The organism is Micromonospora sp. RTGN7 (assembly GCF_033804645.1).
Lineage (GTDB): Bacteria > Actinomycetota > Actinomycetes > Mycobacteriales > Micromonosporaceae > Micromonospora.
In genome coordinates, this window is record NZ_JAPZLF010000006.1 from 71,331 (window position 1) to 87,489 (window position 16,159).

At 74.4% G+C, this 16,159-nt stretch carries 11 protein-coding genes; 4 read left to right on the top strand and 7 right to left on the bottom strand.

What is annotated here, in order from left to right:
* Positions 1 to 41: 41 nt before the first annotated feature.
* The 3 genes from SNR22_RS10740 to SNR22_RS10750 form a co-directional block, all read right to left on the bottom strand.
* Positions 42 to 3,782: an ATP-dependent helicase gene (locus tag SNR22_RS10740; protein ID WP_320066370.1), complete on the bottom strand. Its 3,741-nt coding sequence runs from the start codon at positions 3,780 to 3,782 to the stop codon at positions 42 to 44.
* Between the two features lie 198 nt (positions 3,783 to 3,980).
* Complete coding sequence (locus SNR22_RS10745; RefSeq protein WP_320066371.1) at positions 3,981 to 4,526, bottom strand: TIGR00730 family Rossman fold protein; 546 nt, start codon at positions 4,524 to 4,526, stop codon at positions 3,981 to 3,983.
* Positions 4,527 to 4,531: 5 nt separating this feature from the next.
* Positions 4,532 to 5,383 (bottom strand): TIGR00730 family Rossman fold protein, encoded by an 852-nt coding sequence (locus SNR22_RS10750; protein WP_320066372.1) that lies wholly within the window; start codon positions 5,381 to 5,383, stop codon positions 4,532 to 4,534.
* Positions 5,384 to 5,544: 161 nt separating this feature from the next.
* On the opposite strand from SNR22_RS10750, the gene SNR22_RS10755 reads away from it, so the two are divergent.
* Complete coding sequence (locus SNR22_RS10755) at positions 5,545 to 5,712, top strand: hypothetical protein (protein ID WP_320066373.1); 168 nt, start codon at positions 5,545 to 5,547, stop codon at positions 5,710 to 5,712.
* 180 nt (positions 5,713 to 5,892) lie between these two features.
* On the opposite strand, the gene dapE is transcribed toward SNR22_RS10755, so the two are convergent.
* Entirely contained in the window at positions 5,893 to 6,966 is a 1,074-nt protein-coding gene (gene dapE, locus SNR22_RS10760) for a succinyl-diaminopimelate desuccinylase (protein WP_320066374.1), read from the bottom strand.
* Between the two features lie 24 nt (positions 6,967 to 6,990).
* Between dapE and dapD the strand changes: the two genes are divergently transcribed.
* Complete coding sequence (dapD, locus tag SNR22_RS10765; protein ID WP_320066375.1) at positions 6,991 to 7,950, top strand: 2,3,4,5-tetrahydropyridine-2,6-dicarboxylate N-succinyltransferase; 960 nt, start codon at positions 6,991 to 6,993, stop codon at positions 7,948 to 7,950.
* Positions 7,951 to 8,091: 141 nt separating this feature from the next.
* Here dapD and SNR22_RS10770 read toward each other — a convergent pair whose 3' ends face one another.
* Entirely contained in the window at positions 8,092 to 11,514 is a 3,423-nt protein-coding gene (locus tag SNR22_RS10770; protein WP_320066376.1) for a S8 family serine peptidase, read from the bottom strand.
* Between the two features lie 116 nt (positions 11,515 to 11,630).
* Here SNR22_RS10770 and SNR22_RS10775 point away from each other — a divergent pair, with 116 nt between their 5' ends.
* Together SNR22_RS10775 and SNR22_RS10780 are read left to right on the top strand one after the other, a co-directional pair.
* On the top strand, positions 11,631 to 12,188 hold the full coding sequence (locus SNR22_RS10775; protein WP_320066377.1) for a sugar O-acetyltransferase: 558 nt from the start codon (positions 11,631 to 11,633) through the stop codon (positions 12,186 to 12,188).
* A 115-nt stretch (positions 12,189 to 12,303) separates the two neighbouring features.
* Complete coding sequence (locus SNR22_RS10780) at positions 12,304 to 14,862, top strand: hypothetical protein (protein WP_320066378.1); 2,559 nt, start codon at positions 12,304 to 12,306, stop codon at positions 14,860 to 14,862.
* Here the strand turns inward: SNR22_RS10780 and SNR22_RS10785 are convergent.
* Positions 14,859 to 15,503 carry a nucleoside/nucleotide kinase family protein gene (locus SNR22_RS10785; RefSeq protein ID WP_320066379.1) on the bottom strand — a complete coding sequence of 215 codons (645 nt, stop codon included), beginning with the start codon at positions 15,501 to 15,503 and terminating at the stop codon, positions 14,859 to 14,861. The genes SNR22_RS10780 and SNR22_RS10785 overlap by 4 nt on opposite strands.
* Positions 15,503 to 16,147: an SIMPL domain-containing protein gene (locus tag SNR22_RS10790; RefSeq protein WP_320066380.1), complete on the bottom strand. Its 645-nt coding sequence runs from the start codon at positions 16,145 to 16,147 to the stop codon at positions 15,503 to 15,505. Before SNR22_RS10790 ends, SNR22_RS10785 begins: the two co-directional genes overlap by 1 nt.
* Positions 16,148 to 16,159: the final 12 nt, after the last annotated feature.

The window sequence follows — 16,159 nt, forward strand, 5'->3', positions numbered from 1 at the left end:
TTCGTTCACGACTGTGGGGCTCGCAAGCCGGCTCCTCGCGCTCACGGGCTGTCCGGGCGGCGGGTGGTCGGCGGTTCGACGACCTGGCGCCCCTGGCCGGACACCGGGCAACTCGTGCGCACCGGGCAGACCCGGCACTTCGAGTTGGCGACCGCGGCGAAGGTGGCGGCGGCCATCGTATCGGCGGTGCGCCGCACCAGCGCGGTCGCCCAGCCGGCCTCCGGCCCCTGCCCTGTCGCCGGCTGGCTCTGCTCCTTCGCGTCCTTCGCCCCGGTGCCGAGCTGCACCAGGGCTGCGCCCCCGGACTCGGCGCCGAACTCGGCGAACCCGCCCGCCTCCACTGCCGCCTGGTACGCCCCGAGCTGCGGATGCTCGCCGATCTCGTGCTCGGTGACCACGGTGGACTTGCCGGTCTTCAGGTCGATCACCACGAGCCGTCCGTCGGCGTCCACCTCCAGCCGGTCCACCCGGCCGGTCAGCTCCACCGGCCGGTGCGGGTCGTCGAGCCGGACCGCGAACTCGTGCTCGATGGCGAGCAGCCGGCGCGGGTTGCCGGCCAGCCAGCGCAGCAACTTGTCGACCATCGCCTCGGCCCGTTCCCGCTCCGGGCCGACCATCCACCGGGCGGCCAACTCGATCGCGTCGAACCGGGCGGCCACGTACTCCAGCAGGGCGGAGCGGTCGACGCTGGCGTCCTCGGCGAGCATCGCTGCGGCGTGCACCAGGTTACCCACCCCCTGCGCGGCGCTGGCCGGGCCGCTGCCGCCATGCCGTTCCAGCAGCCAGCGCAGGCTGCACCGCAACGCGCTCTCCATCCCCGACGGGGTGACCCGCACCGGCTCCCCCTCGTCGACCAGCGGCCGGTCGTCGGAGAGGCCGCGCAGCCCCCACCAGTCGTCCGGGTGCGCACCGGGCACCCCGGCGGCGGCCAGGCGGGCCAGTTCCGCCGCCGCCGCGCGCCGCCGGGGATGTGGCGCCGCCGGGTCGGCCACGGCGGTACGCAGCTCCGCGACCAACGCCGGCAGGGTCAGCGCCCGGGGCGGCCCGGCCACCGGCAGAGTCACCGGCCCCGCCGAGTCATCGCCCGGCCCCGCCGAGTCATCGCCCGGCCCCGCCGAGTCATCGCCCGAGCCCGCCGGAGCGTCGCCCGACCCCGGCTCGGGCGGGCCGCCGGGCGGCGTGTCCCCACTCCCGGCCGACGGCGGGGCGGCCGGGCCGCCGTCCGGGGCGACGGGCCGTGGGCCACCGCTGCCGGGGTCACCCGGGCCGGTGGGGTCGAGCTCGTAGAGGAAGCGACTGGGCTGCTCCTCGTGGTCGTCGCCCCCGACCGCGGCCGAGGCGACCGCGCTCACCAGCAGCCGACGGCGGGCCCGGCTCACCGCCACGTGGAAGAGCCTGCGCTCCTCGTCGAGCAGAGCGGAGGTCTGCCCGATCAGGACGGCCCGCCCACCGTCGCCGGAGTCACGGCCGGCCAGCACGTCGACCAGCCGCTCGGAGCCGAGCAGGCTGCCGCGCAGCCGCAGGTCAGGCCAGACGCCCTCCTGCACCCCGGCGACCGCCACCAGGTCCCACTCCAACCCCTTGGCGGCGTGCGCGGTGAGCAGCCGGACGGCCTCGCCCCGGTCGGCCGTCGCGGCCAGGGTGTCGGCCGGCAGATCCTGGGCGAGCACATGGTCGAGGAAGACCTCCGTACGGGCGCCGGGAAGCCGGTCGGCGAAGCGGGCAGCCGCGTCGAAGAGCACCAGCACCGCGTCCAGGTCCCGGTCGGCGGCCTCAGCCCGCCAGCGCCGCGCGGTCTCGTGCTCGCCGGTCGCTTCCCGCCCCCGGGTGATCGCCCCGGCCCAGCGCTCGGCCAGGCCGCTGGCGTTCCACACCGCCCACAGCACGCCCTCGGCGGTCGCCTCGGGCCGCCCGGCCGCCTCCCGGGTGATGGCCAGCAGGCCGGCCACCGCCTGCGCCGGCTCCGCCCAGTGCCGGTCGATGGCCGCCAACTCCTCCGGGTCGCGCAGCGCGTCAACGATCAGCTCACCGGAGGGGCGGCGGTCGCCGAGGGCCAGGGCGAGCGAGCGCAGCCCCTGGCGCAGCCGCCGCTCGGCCAGCGGGTCGGCCCCGCCCAGCGGCGAGTGCAGCAGCGCCACCGCCGACTCCTCGTCCAGCCGCTCCGGCTCCAGGGCGCAGCGCAGCAGGAGCAGCAGCGGGGCGACCGCCGGTTGCAGGTGCAGCGGCAGGTCCTCGCCGTGCACCACGGTCGGCACCCCGGCGGTGTGCAGCGCCCGGCGCAGCACCGGTAGCTGCCGGGCGGTCGAGCGGACCAGCACCGCCATCCGCGACCACGGCACACCGCCGAGCAGGTGCGCCGCGCGCAGCGCCTGGGCCAGCCAGGCCGCCTCGCTGGTGGCCGAGCGGAAGGTGCGCACCTCGACCGAGCCGGGCGGGGCCTCGGGCAGCGGACGCAACCGCCGGTGGGCGTTCGGGCCGCGCAGGCGGCCGGTGAGCCGCCGGGTGGCGGCGATCAGCCCCGCCCCCGACCGGTACGAGGTGGTCAGCAGGACCTGGGCGGCCGGCGCACCGGAGGCGGTGCGGAACCGGTGTGGGAAGGTGCCCACCCCGGCCGGGTCCGTGCCCCGGAAGGCGTACGTGGAGGAGTCCGGGTCGGCGAAGGCCACCAGGGACTTGCCGCCGCCGGCCACCACGCCGAGAAGGTCGAGCTGGGCCGGGTCGGTGTCGGCCAACTCGTCGACGTACACGTGGGCGAGGCGGCGGCGCTCCGCCTCCAGCAGCTCCGGATCGTCCAGCAGCAGCCCGGTGGCGGCCCGGACCAGCTCCGCCGGGTCGTACGCGATCGAGCCGCGGTTGCTGACGTCGCGCAGGGCGAGCACGGCGACGTACTCCCGCAGGAAGCGGGCGGCGGCCGGCCAGTCCGCGCGGCCCAGCTTCTCCCCCAGCCGGGCCAGTTCCACCGGGCCCACCCCGCGCTCCGCAGCCCGCATCAGCAGGTCGCGGAGCTGGGCCGCGAACGCCCGGGTACGCAGGGCGGGGCGCAGGTCCTCGGGCCAGCCGACCGGGTCGTCGTCGGGCTCCTCGCCGACCACGTCCAGCAGCTCCCGGATGATCAAATCCTGCTCCGGGCCGGTGAGCAGCCGGGGCGACGGCTCGCCCCGCTCGGCGGCGGCCCGGCGCAGCAGCCCGTACGCGTACGCCGGGAAGGTGCGTACCAGCGGCTCGCGCAGCACCCGGTGGCCGTCCCCGGCCACCCGGGCCTCGATCCGGCGGCGCAGGTCGGTGGCCTGCCGGCGGCCGAAGGTGAGCACCAGGACCCGCTCGGGGTCGGCCCCCTCGGCCACCCGGGCGGCGACCGCCTCGACGAGGGTGCTGGTCTTACCGGTGCCGGGCCCGCCGACGACCAGCATCGGCCCGGCGGTGTGCGCCACGATTTCGGCCTGCAACGGGTCGTCCCGCCACTCCTCAGGCCCAGTCCCCTCGCCCTGGGGGTGGTCGGCACGCGGCTCCTTGGCCGCCGCACGGCCTACGGGTTCCCCCGCGTACGTCAGACCGCCGCGCGGCGCCTCATCCGGCGGGCCACCGGCGGCCGGCTCCTCGGCGTACGCGTCATCGCCGCCCGGCCCCCCGGCCCGACGCTCCCGCGTGGTCGCCCCCTCGGGCCGACCATCCCCCCGCGTGGTCGCCCCCTCGGGCCGACCATCCCCCCGCGCCGCCCCACCGGACCGACGGTCCCCCCGGGCCGCCTCGGCAGGCCGACGCACCAGCCGGTACGCCTGCATCTCCCCATCCCACCACGCCCCTACGACACCCCACCCACCCCCGGCCCCCCACCCACCCCCCGGCCTCCCACCCACCCCGATCCGGTTGATCATGAAGTTAGCGCCACGACACGCCGACAGCCGCGCCGGTAACTTCATGATCGACTGCGGGCGCGGGTGGGACCGGGTCGGGTGCGGGGGGCCTCGGGGAGATGGGGGTTAGGGGAGGTGGGGGGTTAGGGCGTCGAGGGCGGCGGGGATCGTGTCGACGACAGTGAGGAGGCCCAGGCCGGCCGGCTTGAGGAAGTTCTGGTCGGCGAGGCCGGCCAGCCAGTCGAGCAGGGGCCGGTAGAAGCCGTCCGCGTCGACCAGCACCATCGGCTTGGCGTGCTGGGCCAGGGTGGCCGTGGTCCAGACCTCGAACAGCTCGTCCAGGGTGCCCAGCCCGCCGGGCAGGGTGAGGAACGCGTCCGACTTGTCGATCATGACGGTCTTGCGGTCGGCCATGCTGCCGGTGACCAGCAGTTCGTCCGAGGCGAGGTCGGCCACCTCCAGGTCGACCAGGGACTGCGGGATCACCCCCAGGGTGGCTCCGCCGGCGGAGCGGGCCCCGTCCGCCACCGCGCCCATCATCCCGACGCAGCCGCCGCCGCTGACCAGGGTGTGACCGCGGCGGGCGATCTCCGCGCCCGCCTCGGCGGCCAGGTCCAGCCAGCGCCGGTCGAGGGTGCGGGAGGACGCGCAGAAGACGCAGATCGCCGCCACCGGACTCAGTCCTCCCGGCCCTGCTCGGCTGCGGCCCGCTGATCCGCCCCGGTCTGCGCGACGACCTCCTCGCGGACCGCCTCCTGCTCGACGGAGAGCGCGGCCTCGGCCTCCACGATGTGCCGGACGGCCGCGGTGACGTCGTCGGTGAGACAGATCAGCTCCAGGTCGACCGGCCCGATCTTGCCGTCGGCGGCCATCGTGTCGCGCAGCCAGTCGAGCAGGCCACGCCAGTAGTCCGTCCCCATCAGCACCACCGGGAACCGGGTGACCTTGCCGGTCTGCACCAGGGTCAGCGCCTCGAACAGCTCGTCCATGGTGCCGAAGCCGCCGGGCAGCACCACGAACGCCTGGGCGTACTTGACGAACATGGTCTTGCGGACGAAGAAGTACCGGAAGTCGATGGCCAGGTCGACCCAGTCGTTGAGGCCCTGCTCGAACGGCAACTCGATGCCGAGGCCGACGGAGAGCCCGCCGGCGTCGCTGGCGCCCCGGTTGGCGGCCTCCATCACGCCCGGCCCGCCGCCGGTGATCACCGCATACCCGGCCCGGGCCAGGGCTGCGCCCAACTCCTCGGCCAGCCGGCACTCGGGACTGTCCGGCATGCTGCGGGCGGAGCCGAAGACGCTGACGGCCGGCGGCAGGTCGGCAAGGGTGTCGAAGCCCTCCACGAACTCCGACAGGATGCGCAGCGCCCGCCACGCGTCCTTGGTCTTCCAGTCGCCGCGACCCCGCGAATCCAGCAGCCGCTGGTCGGCGGTGCTGGTCGGAATGGCCTGACGGCGCAGCGTGACGGCGCCCCGGTGCCGTTCCCGCCCCGGCTCGCGACTAGGGCTGTGCCCGCTGCTGTCACTCATGGGAGCAACCGTAGTGGAGGGACACCTACCGGGTGCGACCCCCGCACCAGGCGAAGGCGGAGAAATTCTTCACGACCGCGGCAACTAATTCGGTCGCACCCACGTCTTAGTATTCACATACCGGGTATGCCCCGGCACGCGCCTTCGGGGGAGGAGCCAGCGTGATCAGCAACAGCGAAATGATCCGGATCCGTCGGCAGATGCAGCGACGCATCCAGGACGTGGTGGCCGAGCGCCGCCGCGCCCGGCAGATGGAAGCCGCCGTCGCCGACCTCACCGGCGACCCGGCAGACACCCGCCCCGAGCCGTCCCTGACCCCGACCGCCTGACCGGCCGGGCGGCCCGCCCACCGATCCCGGTGGCACGGGCCGCCCGGCCGCACACTCCCAGCCCGATCGCGGTCCCACCCGAAGACAAGCCGCCCCGGGCACGGGCCCTACCCGGGGGCGGACCGGCATGGGCGGACCGGCATGGGCGGACCGGCATGGGCGGGCTCAGGCGGGGCGGGCTCAGGCGGGGGTGAGCCAGCGATGCAGGGTGGTCGCCCCCTCGCGGATCTTGCTGATCTCGACATGCTCGTCGGGATGGTGAGCCAGGTTGGGGTCGCCCGGGCCGAAGTTCAGCGCGGGAATGCCCATCGCGGCGAACCGGGCCACGTCCGTCCAGCCCAGCTTGCCGATCGGCGCGGCGCCGACCGCCGCCAGGAACTCCTGCGCGGGGGCCGCGTCCAGCCCGGGGGCCGCCCCGGCCGCCGTGTCGGTGACCCGCAGGTCGAAGCCCGCGAAGACCTCGCGCAGGTACGCCTCGGCCTCGGCCGGGGTGCGATCCGGCGCGAACCGGTAGTTCACCTCGATCTCGCAGTGGTCCGGCACCACGTTGCCGGCGACCCCGCCGTTGATCCGCACGGCGTTCATGCCCTCGCGATAGTCGCAGCCGTCGATGGTGACCCGGCGCGCCTCATACCCGGACAGGCGGCTCAGCACCTCGCCGGCGGCGTGGATGGCGTTCACCCCGTGCCAGGAGCGCGCCGAGTGGGCCCGTACGCCGGTGGTGGTCACGACCGAGCGCATGGTGCCCTGGCAGCCGGCCTCGACGATGCCGTGCGTCGGCTCCAGCAGCACCGCGAAGTCCGCCTGGAGCCACTCCGGGTACGCCTCGGCGACCAGGAAGAGCCCGTTGTACTTCGACTCGATCTCCTCGGCCTCGTAGAAGAAGTACGTCACGTCGTACTTCGGCTCGGGCAGGGTGACCGCCAGGTGCAGCGCGTACGCCACCCCGGACTTCATGTCCGAGGTGCCGCAGCCGTACATCAGGTCCCCGCGCGTGGTCGACGGGAAGTTGTTGTTCAGCGGAACGGTGTCCAGGTGCCCCGCGAGCACCACCCGGGAGGCCCGCCCCAGGTCGGTACGCGCCATCACGGTGTTGCCGTGCCGGAACGTGGTCAGGTGCGGCAGCCCCCGGAGCACCTCCTCGACGCAGTCGGCGATCACCTTCTCGTCGAGGGAGACGGATTCGATGTCGACCAGGGCACGGGTCAACGCCACCGGATCGGCGAGGACCTCAGGGGTCAGCGGGTTGTCCATGGTTCGCACGGTACCGTCACAGGCGTGACGACTGCACAGCCTGCGTGGGGAATTGGACTGGCCACCACCACCGCTGACGAGCAGGTGCTCGACACCTGGTACCCGACGGGCAAGCTGGGGCTCGGCGAGCTGCCGCTGGTCCCGGGCGAGGACGAGGCGGACGTGCTGGACCTGCCGCCGGGAGCCCTCGGCGAACGGGCGCTGCCCGGTCTGCGTACGGTCCAGGTGGTCACCGAGATCGGCTCGCTGGACGACCCGATCGCCGATGCCGCCGACGCGTACCTCAGGTTGCACCTGCTCTCCCACCGGCTGGTGCGCCCCAACGAGCTGAACCTCGACGGCATCTTCGGCAAGTTGGCGAACGTGGCCTGGACGTCGGCCGGGCCGTGCCCGCCGGAGCGGGTGGACGAGCTGCGGGTCATCGAGCGGGCCGCGGGCCGGCACCTGGCCGTGTACGGGGTGGACAAGTTCCCCCGGATGACCGACTACGTGGTCCCCGCCGGGGTGCGGATCGCCGACGCGGACCGGGTCCGGCTCGGCGCGCACCTGGCCGCCGGTACCACCGTGATGCACGAGGGCTTCTGCAACTTCAACGCCGGCACGCTCGGCACCTCGATGGTCGAGGGGCGGATCGTGCAGGGCGTGGTGGTCGGCGACGGCTCCGACATCGGCGGCGGTGCGTCGATCATGGGCACTCTCTCCGGCGGTGGCACCGACAAGGTGCGCATCGGCGAGCGGAGCCTGGTCGGCGCGAACGCGGGCGTCGGCATCTCGCTCGGCGACGACTGCGTGGTCGAGGCGGGCTGCTACGTCACGGCCGCCTCCAAGGTCACCCTGCCGGATGGCCGGGTGGTCAGGGCCCGCGAGCTGTCGGGCGTCGACGGGCTGCTGTTCTGGCGCAACTCGGTCACCGGCGCGCTGGAGGCCCGCCCCCGCACCGGCCGGGGCATCGAGCTGAACGCCGCCCTGCACGCCAACGACTGACGGGCCCGACAGCACGAGAGCCGACAGCTACAAGGGCCGGCAGCACGAGGGCGCCGGCCACGAAGCTGAGGACCGATATGCGCGGCCCGATCCGGCAACGTCCGGGCCCGGCGGGGACGTCCGCCGGGCCCGGACGCCTGATCACCGCAGCCGGTACGCCTGGATGATCCGCGTGCTCACCGTGCTGCCGGCGGTGTCCTTCGCGGTGGCCCGCAGCGAGACGTAGCCGGCGCCAGCCGGGTGTTTCACCGTGGCCGTCCAGCCGGAGCCCTGGCGGCGCAGTTCCGCCTTGCGCCAGGTCTTCCCGCCGTCGTAGGAGGCATCGACGGTCAGCGATGATACCTTCGCCGCCGGGGCGCCTTCCTGCCGCTCGACCCGTACAGGGACCGTGAAGGACCGGCCGGCCGGGGCGCTGTTGTCGGCACGAAGCGCCGGGGTGAAGCGCACCGCCATCGCCGGCAGTGCCGCGAAGCCGTCACCGGGGACGTGCCGGGACCGGAACGTCCACGCGCTGGTGACCTCGGTGCTCAGGTCGACGAGGCCGCGCTTGGCCAGGGTCTCCACCCGGTAGTCCGCCGCGCCCGCCGGCACTCGGAACTCCCCGTAGCCCGCGTACTCACTCTCCCCGACCAGCTTGCCCTCGCGGTACAGCCTGGTCCACTCGGGGTCATTGAACGACCCACCGGGATGCCCGGCCGCGTCGCTGTGCACGGGCAGGTTGACCACGACCGTGTCGCCCGCGCGGGTGATCCCGTCCGACGGCCAGCGCCGTGCCGGGAAGGACGGCGCGAGCGGGGCGACACCCCAGGTCTCGTGGTACGTCCGCCCGGCCCGGTACGCGGTGGGCCGGGTGAACAGCACCGCCTCGATGTCCAGCCAGCCCTCCGGGGCACGGGTGCCGAAGTCCAGCTCCGTCTCCCACCGCACGTGGTTCGTGCTGTAGTGCTCGACCCGGCGGCCGGGCGTGGGGATGGGCAGGACCAGCCCGGAGCCGCCGGTGTTGTACTCCAGCTCGCCCATGACGAACCGATCGGCCTCCAGCCCGGGGTAGGGGTCCCGGAAGGTGTGCACGACGGTGGCCAGGTCCCGGCTGCGGTAGTGCTTGACGAAGCCGGTCGGCATCCGGCCGGGGAACGCCTCCAGCAGCGCGTACAGGTACGGGCTGGCGGAGGCGTCCTGGGCGGCCCACTGGCTGCCGATCGTGGCGACGAACCGATCGGGAGTGCTGGCCGGGCCGACCTGTCCGACGGTCAGCCCCTCGAAGGCATCGCTCCACAGGCCGAACGAGTAGCTGCTCTCGTCGGCGCCGAAGAAGATCGCGCTGACGTCGATCAGATGGGGGACCGCGCCGCGCTGCGGCACCGTGTTCAGCACCGGCTTGGCGGTGCGGGCGTCGAGGGTGAGCCGGAGCGCCCGGTCGACGACCAGTTCGGGCCGGGCGAGCAGGGTTGCCCCGGTGGGCTCGCCGTCCGCGTCCGTGGCGAACAGGTAGCTGGCCAGCCCGTACCGCCCCTTCGGGACGCGCACGGTCACCGTGCCGTCGGCATCGTAGACGTCCGTGGGGAACTCGGAGGTGTCCAGGTTGACCAGGGTGGTGCCGTACTCGGTGGCGGGCCTGCCGTCCTGGCCGAGGTGGCTGATGGTGACCTCGTAGCTCTCCACCTCGCGGTGCACCGCGATCGGGGTGACCGCCACCGTCGCGCCGGACCGGGCGACGATCCGCCCGGTGTAGTAGCCGTCCGGGCTGTCCACCCGGGTGTCGGCGGTGACGGTGGCCTGCGCCTGGCCGCCGGCCGGCACGGTGATCCGGGACGCACCGAGCCGGAACAGGCCGGCCGGGGCGGGGTCGCCGCCCGGCCCGGTGGCCTCGACGGCGAGGTCGAGGGTGACCGGGGTGGCCCCGGAGTTATGCCAGGTCACCGTCCGGCCGACGACCGGGTCGTCGCCGTGCGGCCACTGCGCGCGGCCGAAGGACACGCTCGCCGGGTCGCTGGTGAGCTGCTGGCCGATCGCGCGGGCCACGTCGACCCGGCCCGCGCCCTGCTGGTACGCGGTCTGTCCCGGATGCGGTTTCGCCGAGGCCATCAGGGTCGACTTGAGCGCACCGGCCCGCCAGTCGGGGTGGCGCTGGGCGAGCAGCGCCACCGAGCCGACGACGTGCGGGGTGGCCATCGACGTGCCGGAGAGTGACATGTACTTCTCGCCGACCGGCTCGCCGATGTCGCTGCCGGCGGCCCGGGCCGCGACGATCTCCACGCCGGGGGCGGTGAGGTCGGGCTTGAGGGCGTCGTCGCCGACCCGGGGTCCGCGACTGGAGAAGTCGGCCAGCTCGTCGTCCCGGTCGACGGCGCCGACCGCCAGGGCGGCGTCCGCGCTGGCCGGGGAGCCGACGGAGCCGTCCGAGCCGCTGTTGCCGGCGGCGAGGACGAAGAGGGTGCCGGTCTGCGCGGTGAGGGTCTGCACCGCCTGCTCCAGCGGATCCACCTCGGGGGTGTCCATTCCGCTGAGACTCATGTTGACCACGGTGGCGTGCTTCTCCACCGCCGCCCACTGCATGCCGGCGAGGATGGCGGAGTCCGAGCAGCCGAAGCTCTCGCAGACCTTGCCGGAGAGCAGCGTCGCGTCCGGCGCCACCCCTCGGTATTTTCCGCCCGAGGCAGCGCCGCTGCCGGCGATGATCGAGGCGACGTGGGTGCCGTGACCGATCACGTCGCCCGGCTCGGGCGCCTCGCTGAAGTTGCGCGACTCGGCGAGCCGGCCGGCGAAGTCGGGGTGGTCGGGGTCGACGCCGGTGTCCAGCACCGCGACGGTGACGCCGCTGCCGGTGAGGCCGGCGGCGTGGGCGGCCGGCGCGCCGATCTGCGGCACGCTGTGGTCGAGGGTGACCTGACGCCGGCCGTCCAGCCAGAGCCGGTCGACACCCTCCGCCGTGTCGACGCGGGCCGAGGCCCGGCCGGTGGTCACCGCACCCCAGACCGCACCGGCCCGGGCCTTCTCGGCCGTCAGCGCCGCCCCACCGATGGCGGGCAGGTCGCGGGTGACCCGGGTGCCGGTGATGCCGGCGACGGCCCGGCGGGCGTCGGCCGACCGGTACGACACGAGCAGCGGAAGGGTGTCCCGACGTGCGTCGTCGTAGCCGGCGTCGATCAGCCCGGTGACGTCGAAGAGCCGCCGGTCCACCTTGCCGGACCGCAGCAGCGGCAGCGCGTCCTGGGGTAGCACGGTGACGTGACCCCGGTCCCGTTGGACCAGGAACCGCAGCTCTGCACGGCCGGCACCGGGCCGGACGGAGACCACGCCGCCGGCGGTGACGGTGACCCGGTCGCCGGTGACCAGGGTGACCGTGGCCGGGCGGCCGGCGGCCTTACCGGCCGGTCCGGAGCCGGCGGTCGGGGCCCCGACGGTCGAGGCCGGGCCGGCACCGGTGGCTGCGGTGGGGGGCATGGCCGGGGCGGCCCCGGCCGGGGTGGTCAGCGGTGCCGCAAGCACCAGACCGAGTGCCAGCGCCAGGCCGGCGGACTTTCTTCCTGTTCGATGCAACGGATCCTCCTCGTAAGGCGTCATCACTGACAGGGATCGCACAGACACAGAAGAGGATTGCATACGCGGTATACATAAGAGAAGTAAGAAAGGTGACAAAATTCGCACGAGGCAGCGACCGGGCCGGAGATGATCGGCCGATGACCTCCATGAAGGACCGCATGCTCGCCGGCGAGCTCTACCGCGCCGAGGGCCCGGAGATCCTGGCCGACCTGGACCGGGCCGCCCGCCTCAACGAGGCGTTCAACCGCAGCTCGGCGACCGACCCCGAGGGCCGGCTGGAGGCGCTGCGCGCGCTGCTCGGCTCCGTCGGCGAGGGCACCTGGGTCCGCCCACCGTTCCACTGCGACTACGGCTGGAACAGCCATCTCGGGCCGCGCGGGTTCGTCAACTTCAACGCCGTTTTCCTCGACATCGCCCGGATCAGCATCGGCGCGGACGTCCAGATCGGACCGAACGTGCAGTTGCTGACCGCCACCCACCCGGTCGACCCGGAGCCCCGGCGGGAGAAGTGGGAGGCTGCGCAGCCGATCACGCTCGGAGACAACGTCTGGCTCGGCGGTGGGGTGATCGTGCTGGCCGGGGTGAGCATCGGCGACGACACGGTGGTCGGCGCGGGCGCCGTGGTAACCCGCGACCTGCCGGCCGGCGTCGTCGCGGTGGGCAACCCGGCCCGGCCGGTACGCACCGTCAACTGAGGGCCGATATCCGGTCATCACGGCCCTCACCTGCGAAAACGTCTCGCCACAGGGGTGGCCGAAGCGGGTCCGGGTGGTGCACTCTGGGTAGTGGAACCATTACTAGGAGGCACCAATGGCCGGCCGGGTGCTCGAACTTCGCGTCCACGGCGTGTCCAACACTCCCCCGGCCCAGGTGCTCGGCCTGGCCCCTCAGCCGGGCGACGACGCCCCCCGCCCCTGGCTGGTCGCCGGCGACGAGGTCACGGGCTTCTACCGCTCCACCGCCGCCCGCCCGGACGACTCGGTCACGGTGGAGGCGTACAGCTGGGGGCAGTTGACCTCCGGCGCGCGGACCGCGCGAGACGTGGAGCGGGCCCTCTGGACGCTACTGCTGCCGTTCACGCTGGCGAACGTGGCGCTGCACGCCCGGCCAGGCATTCCGCCGGACCCGGGCCAGGAGCGCTGGGGCAGCCGGTCCGGGATCACCGCCTGGCTGATCCGGTTGTTCTGCCTCAGTCTCACCGGGACGCTGATCCTCGCCGCCACCGGCATCGGTGTGGACCTGGTCGCCTGGCAGTGCGTCGACGACGACTGCCTCGGCCGCATCCCCGGGCCGTGGGAGTTCCTCGCGCACGGCTGGTGGCGGGAGGATGCCCACGCCCTGGCCGCCGGCCTGGGGATCCCGCTGGTCCTGCTGATGCTCCTCGGCCTGCTCGCCTGGCGGACCTACCAGTACGAGGCGGAGATGCCCGCCGCACCGGCCACCGACGCGTCGGCGCAGGACGCCGAGGCCGCCAACCCGCTACAGGACCACACCTTCTGGTGCGGCGAAGGTCAACTGCGCCGCGCCGGCGTGCTGCACCTCTGCGTCGGGGCGGCGGTCGCGGCGGCCGTGCCGCTCGGCGCGGTGATCGCGATGGACCCACCCCTGGGCGTACGGGCCGCCATCGCCTGGCCCACCGTGGGGTTGCTCGTCGCGGTCGTGACGATCGCGGTGGTAGCGCTGGGTCGGCCCTGGCTGAGTCGACGCGCCGGGGACACCCCGCTCGGGGCATGGAGCGTGACCGTCATCGCCCTGACCTGCGCCGGGGTCACCGGCACGGTGCTGCTCCTGCTGCTGCCGGACGGCCCGGCCGGGACCCCGCTGGCCGAGCTGCGGCCGCCGGCCGGGTGCCTGCGCGACCCGGCCACCGCCGGCTGCGCGGTCGACCACTCGCTGCCCGGCTACGACTGGATCATCGCCTGGTACGGCACCGGTCAGGTGCTCCTGCTGGCGGCCATCGCCTCGGTGTCCCGCTCCGGCCGGCGCGCGCTGGCCGCCCCCGTGACCGCTGCGGTGCTCCTCCCGCTCGGGGTCGCCTGGATCGCCGGCTGGCTGCCCGCGACGCCCCCGGCGCCGCAGCGGCTGGACGGCTGGATGCTCAGCGTCCCCGCGATCGCGCTGGCCGGCATCGGGCTGCTGCTGCCCCGCACCGGCCCCGCCGCACCGGCTGAGAACCGGGAACCGCACACCGACCTCGGCTGGGGAGGCCGGGGGCCGGCGGTCATCGCCGGCTTCGGCTGGCTGCTCGGCATCGCGTACTGCTCCGGGGTGCTCTACTGGGTCACCGCCCGGCTCACCGACGGTGCCCCGTCCGACGACCGGATCGGCGTGGTCCCACCACTGCCGGTGATGTGGGCCGGGCTCGCCTTCGCCGTCGCGGTGCTGGCACTGGCCGGGCTCGCCCTCCGCGCCGGTCTGCTCTTCCACCGGCTACGCCGGGAGGAGTACGCCCGGCTGGTGCCGGAGGACAACACCCTATCCGCCCACGACCGACGGCGCTGCCGGGACGTGAGTGCCTTCCGGGCGCTGCACCGGCTGGTCGGCGAGCACGCCGTTCGACTGGTCGGCTGGTACGCGGCGGTCGGCGCGCTGCTCGGCACCCTCGGCTCCGCCGCGGCCCTGTCCCACCTCCCGCCGGACGCCGCCACGGTGACCGGATGGCCGATGGTGGTGAAGACGGTGGCCGACATCGGCGACGCCCTGCTCGGCTGGCTGCCGGTGGCGATCGCCACCGTGGGGCTGCTGGTGTACCGCAACGACACGGTGCGCCGGTCGGTCGGGGTGTTCTGGGACATCGGCACCTTCTGGCCCCGCGCCGCGCACCCGCTTGCCCCGCCGAGCTACGCCGAGCGGGCGGTGCCGGAGTTGCAGACCCGCACCGCCGGCCTGCTCGCGCTGGGTGAGCACGACCCGCACCGGGTGGACGGGATCATCCTGTCGGGGCACAGCCAGGGCACGTTGATCTGCGCGGCGGTGATCCTCCAGCTCCCGGCCCGCTGGCGTCGGCGGATCTGGTTCTTCTCCTACGGCTGCCAGCTCACCCGCCTGTACGGGCGGATCTTCCCGGCGTACTTCGGGCCGGACCGGCTACCGACGCTCACCGAAGCGCTGCGGGGGCCGTCCGCGTGGCCCGGCTGGACCAACTTCTGGCGCGACACCGACCCGTTGGGCTGGCAGGTCACCGCCGGCGAACGGGACCTGCCGGTGCGCGACCCGGACGCCCTGCATCCCACCGGCGGGGAGGTCGCCGACCCGCCGATCCGCAACCACAGCGGCTACCCGGACGCTGCCGAGTTCCGCCGCGAACGGGCCAGGGTGACCTGGCTGCTCCGCCGGCCGGTCCCGGCACCCCGGGAGGGAGTCGACTAGGGCCTCGGTTTCGCCAGCCGGACCACCAGGTCGGCACGGTCGGCGGTGGCGGCCACCAGGGCCGCGTTGGCCTCGTCGCTGCCCAGCGCCCAGGCCCGCGCCCGCTCCGGCGACCGCCCGTACGCCTCGTGCCGGGCGGTCAGCCTCTCCCGCCGCAGGTCGGCGTCCAGATCGAGGAACCACGCCTCGTGCAGCAGCGACCGCACCTCGTCCCACGGGTCCTCGGGCAGCAGCAGGTAGTTGCCCTCGGTCACCACCAGCCGGACCTCCGGCGGCACGTCGATCGCCCCGGCAACCGGCTCCTCCAGGTTCCGGCGGAACTGCGGCGCCCAGACCGAGGTCGGCTCCAGCCGGTGCAACCGACGCAGCAGCGCGACATACCCACCGCCGTCGAAGGTGTCCACCGCGCCCTTGCGCGTGTCCCGGCCGAGCCGGCGCAGCTCGGCCTGGGCCAGGTGGAACCCGTCCATCGGCACCAGCCGGGCGGCCTGGCCCAGCTCGGCGACGATCCGCTCGGCCAGAGTGGACTTGCCGGCCCCCGGGGCGCCGGCGATGCCCAGCAGCTGGCGGGGGCCGCCGTCGGCCAGGGCTCGGGCGCGGGCCACCAACTCCTCCACGGCCAGCACCCGCGCGGCCGGCATCAGTCGAGGACCGGCGCGGTGATCGTGAAGCGGGCCTCCACCGCCGCGTGCACGTTCTGCAACTGCGGGTCCAGGTCGAGCTCCGGCGCGGCGTCCTCCGGACCGCCGCCCTTGAACGCGGCGCGGGTCATCATCGGCTGCGGGTTCATCCCGGTGTCGGCGAGTTCCAGCAGGGCCGTCACCCGGGCGCCCAGCGCCTCGGCGTACTCCCGGGCGCGGACCAGCGCGTCGGCGATCGCGGCGTGCCGGGCCTCCCGGTACGCCGGGCTGTCCGGGCGCAGCGACCACCACGGGCCGGCGACCTCCACCTGGTCCTGGTCGGCCAGGCGGAGCATCAGCTCGCCCAGCGCGGTGAGATCGGTGACGGTGACGGTGGTGGCGACGCTGCCGTGCCAGGCCACCACCCGCTCGCCGGAACGCTTCGTCTCCGGCCACACCCGCAGGTCGCCGGTCTCCCGGCGGTCCACCGCCGGCTCGGCGGAGTCGAGCAGCACCCGTACGGCGGCGGCCCGCTCGGCGAGCCGGGTCAGCGTGGCCGCCCGGTCCCGGTCCCGGGCCATCGCGGTCACCGTGAACCGGGCCAGCTCGGGAGCAACTTCCCGGTACGCCTCGCCGCGCACCGCCACGACCGGTCCGTCCACCATGCCCTCACCCTA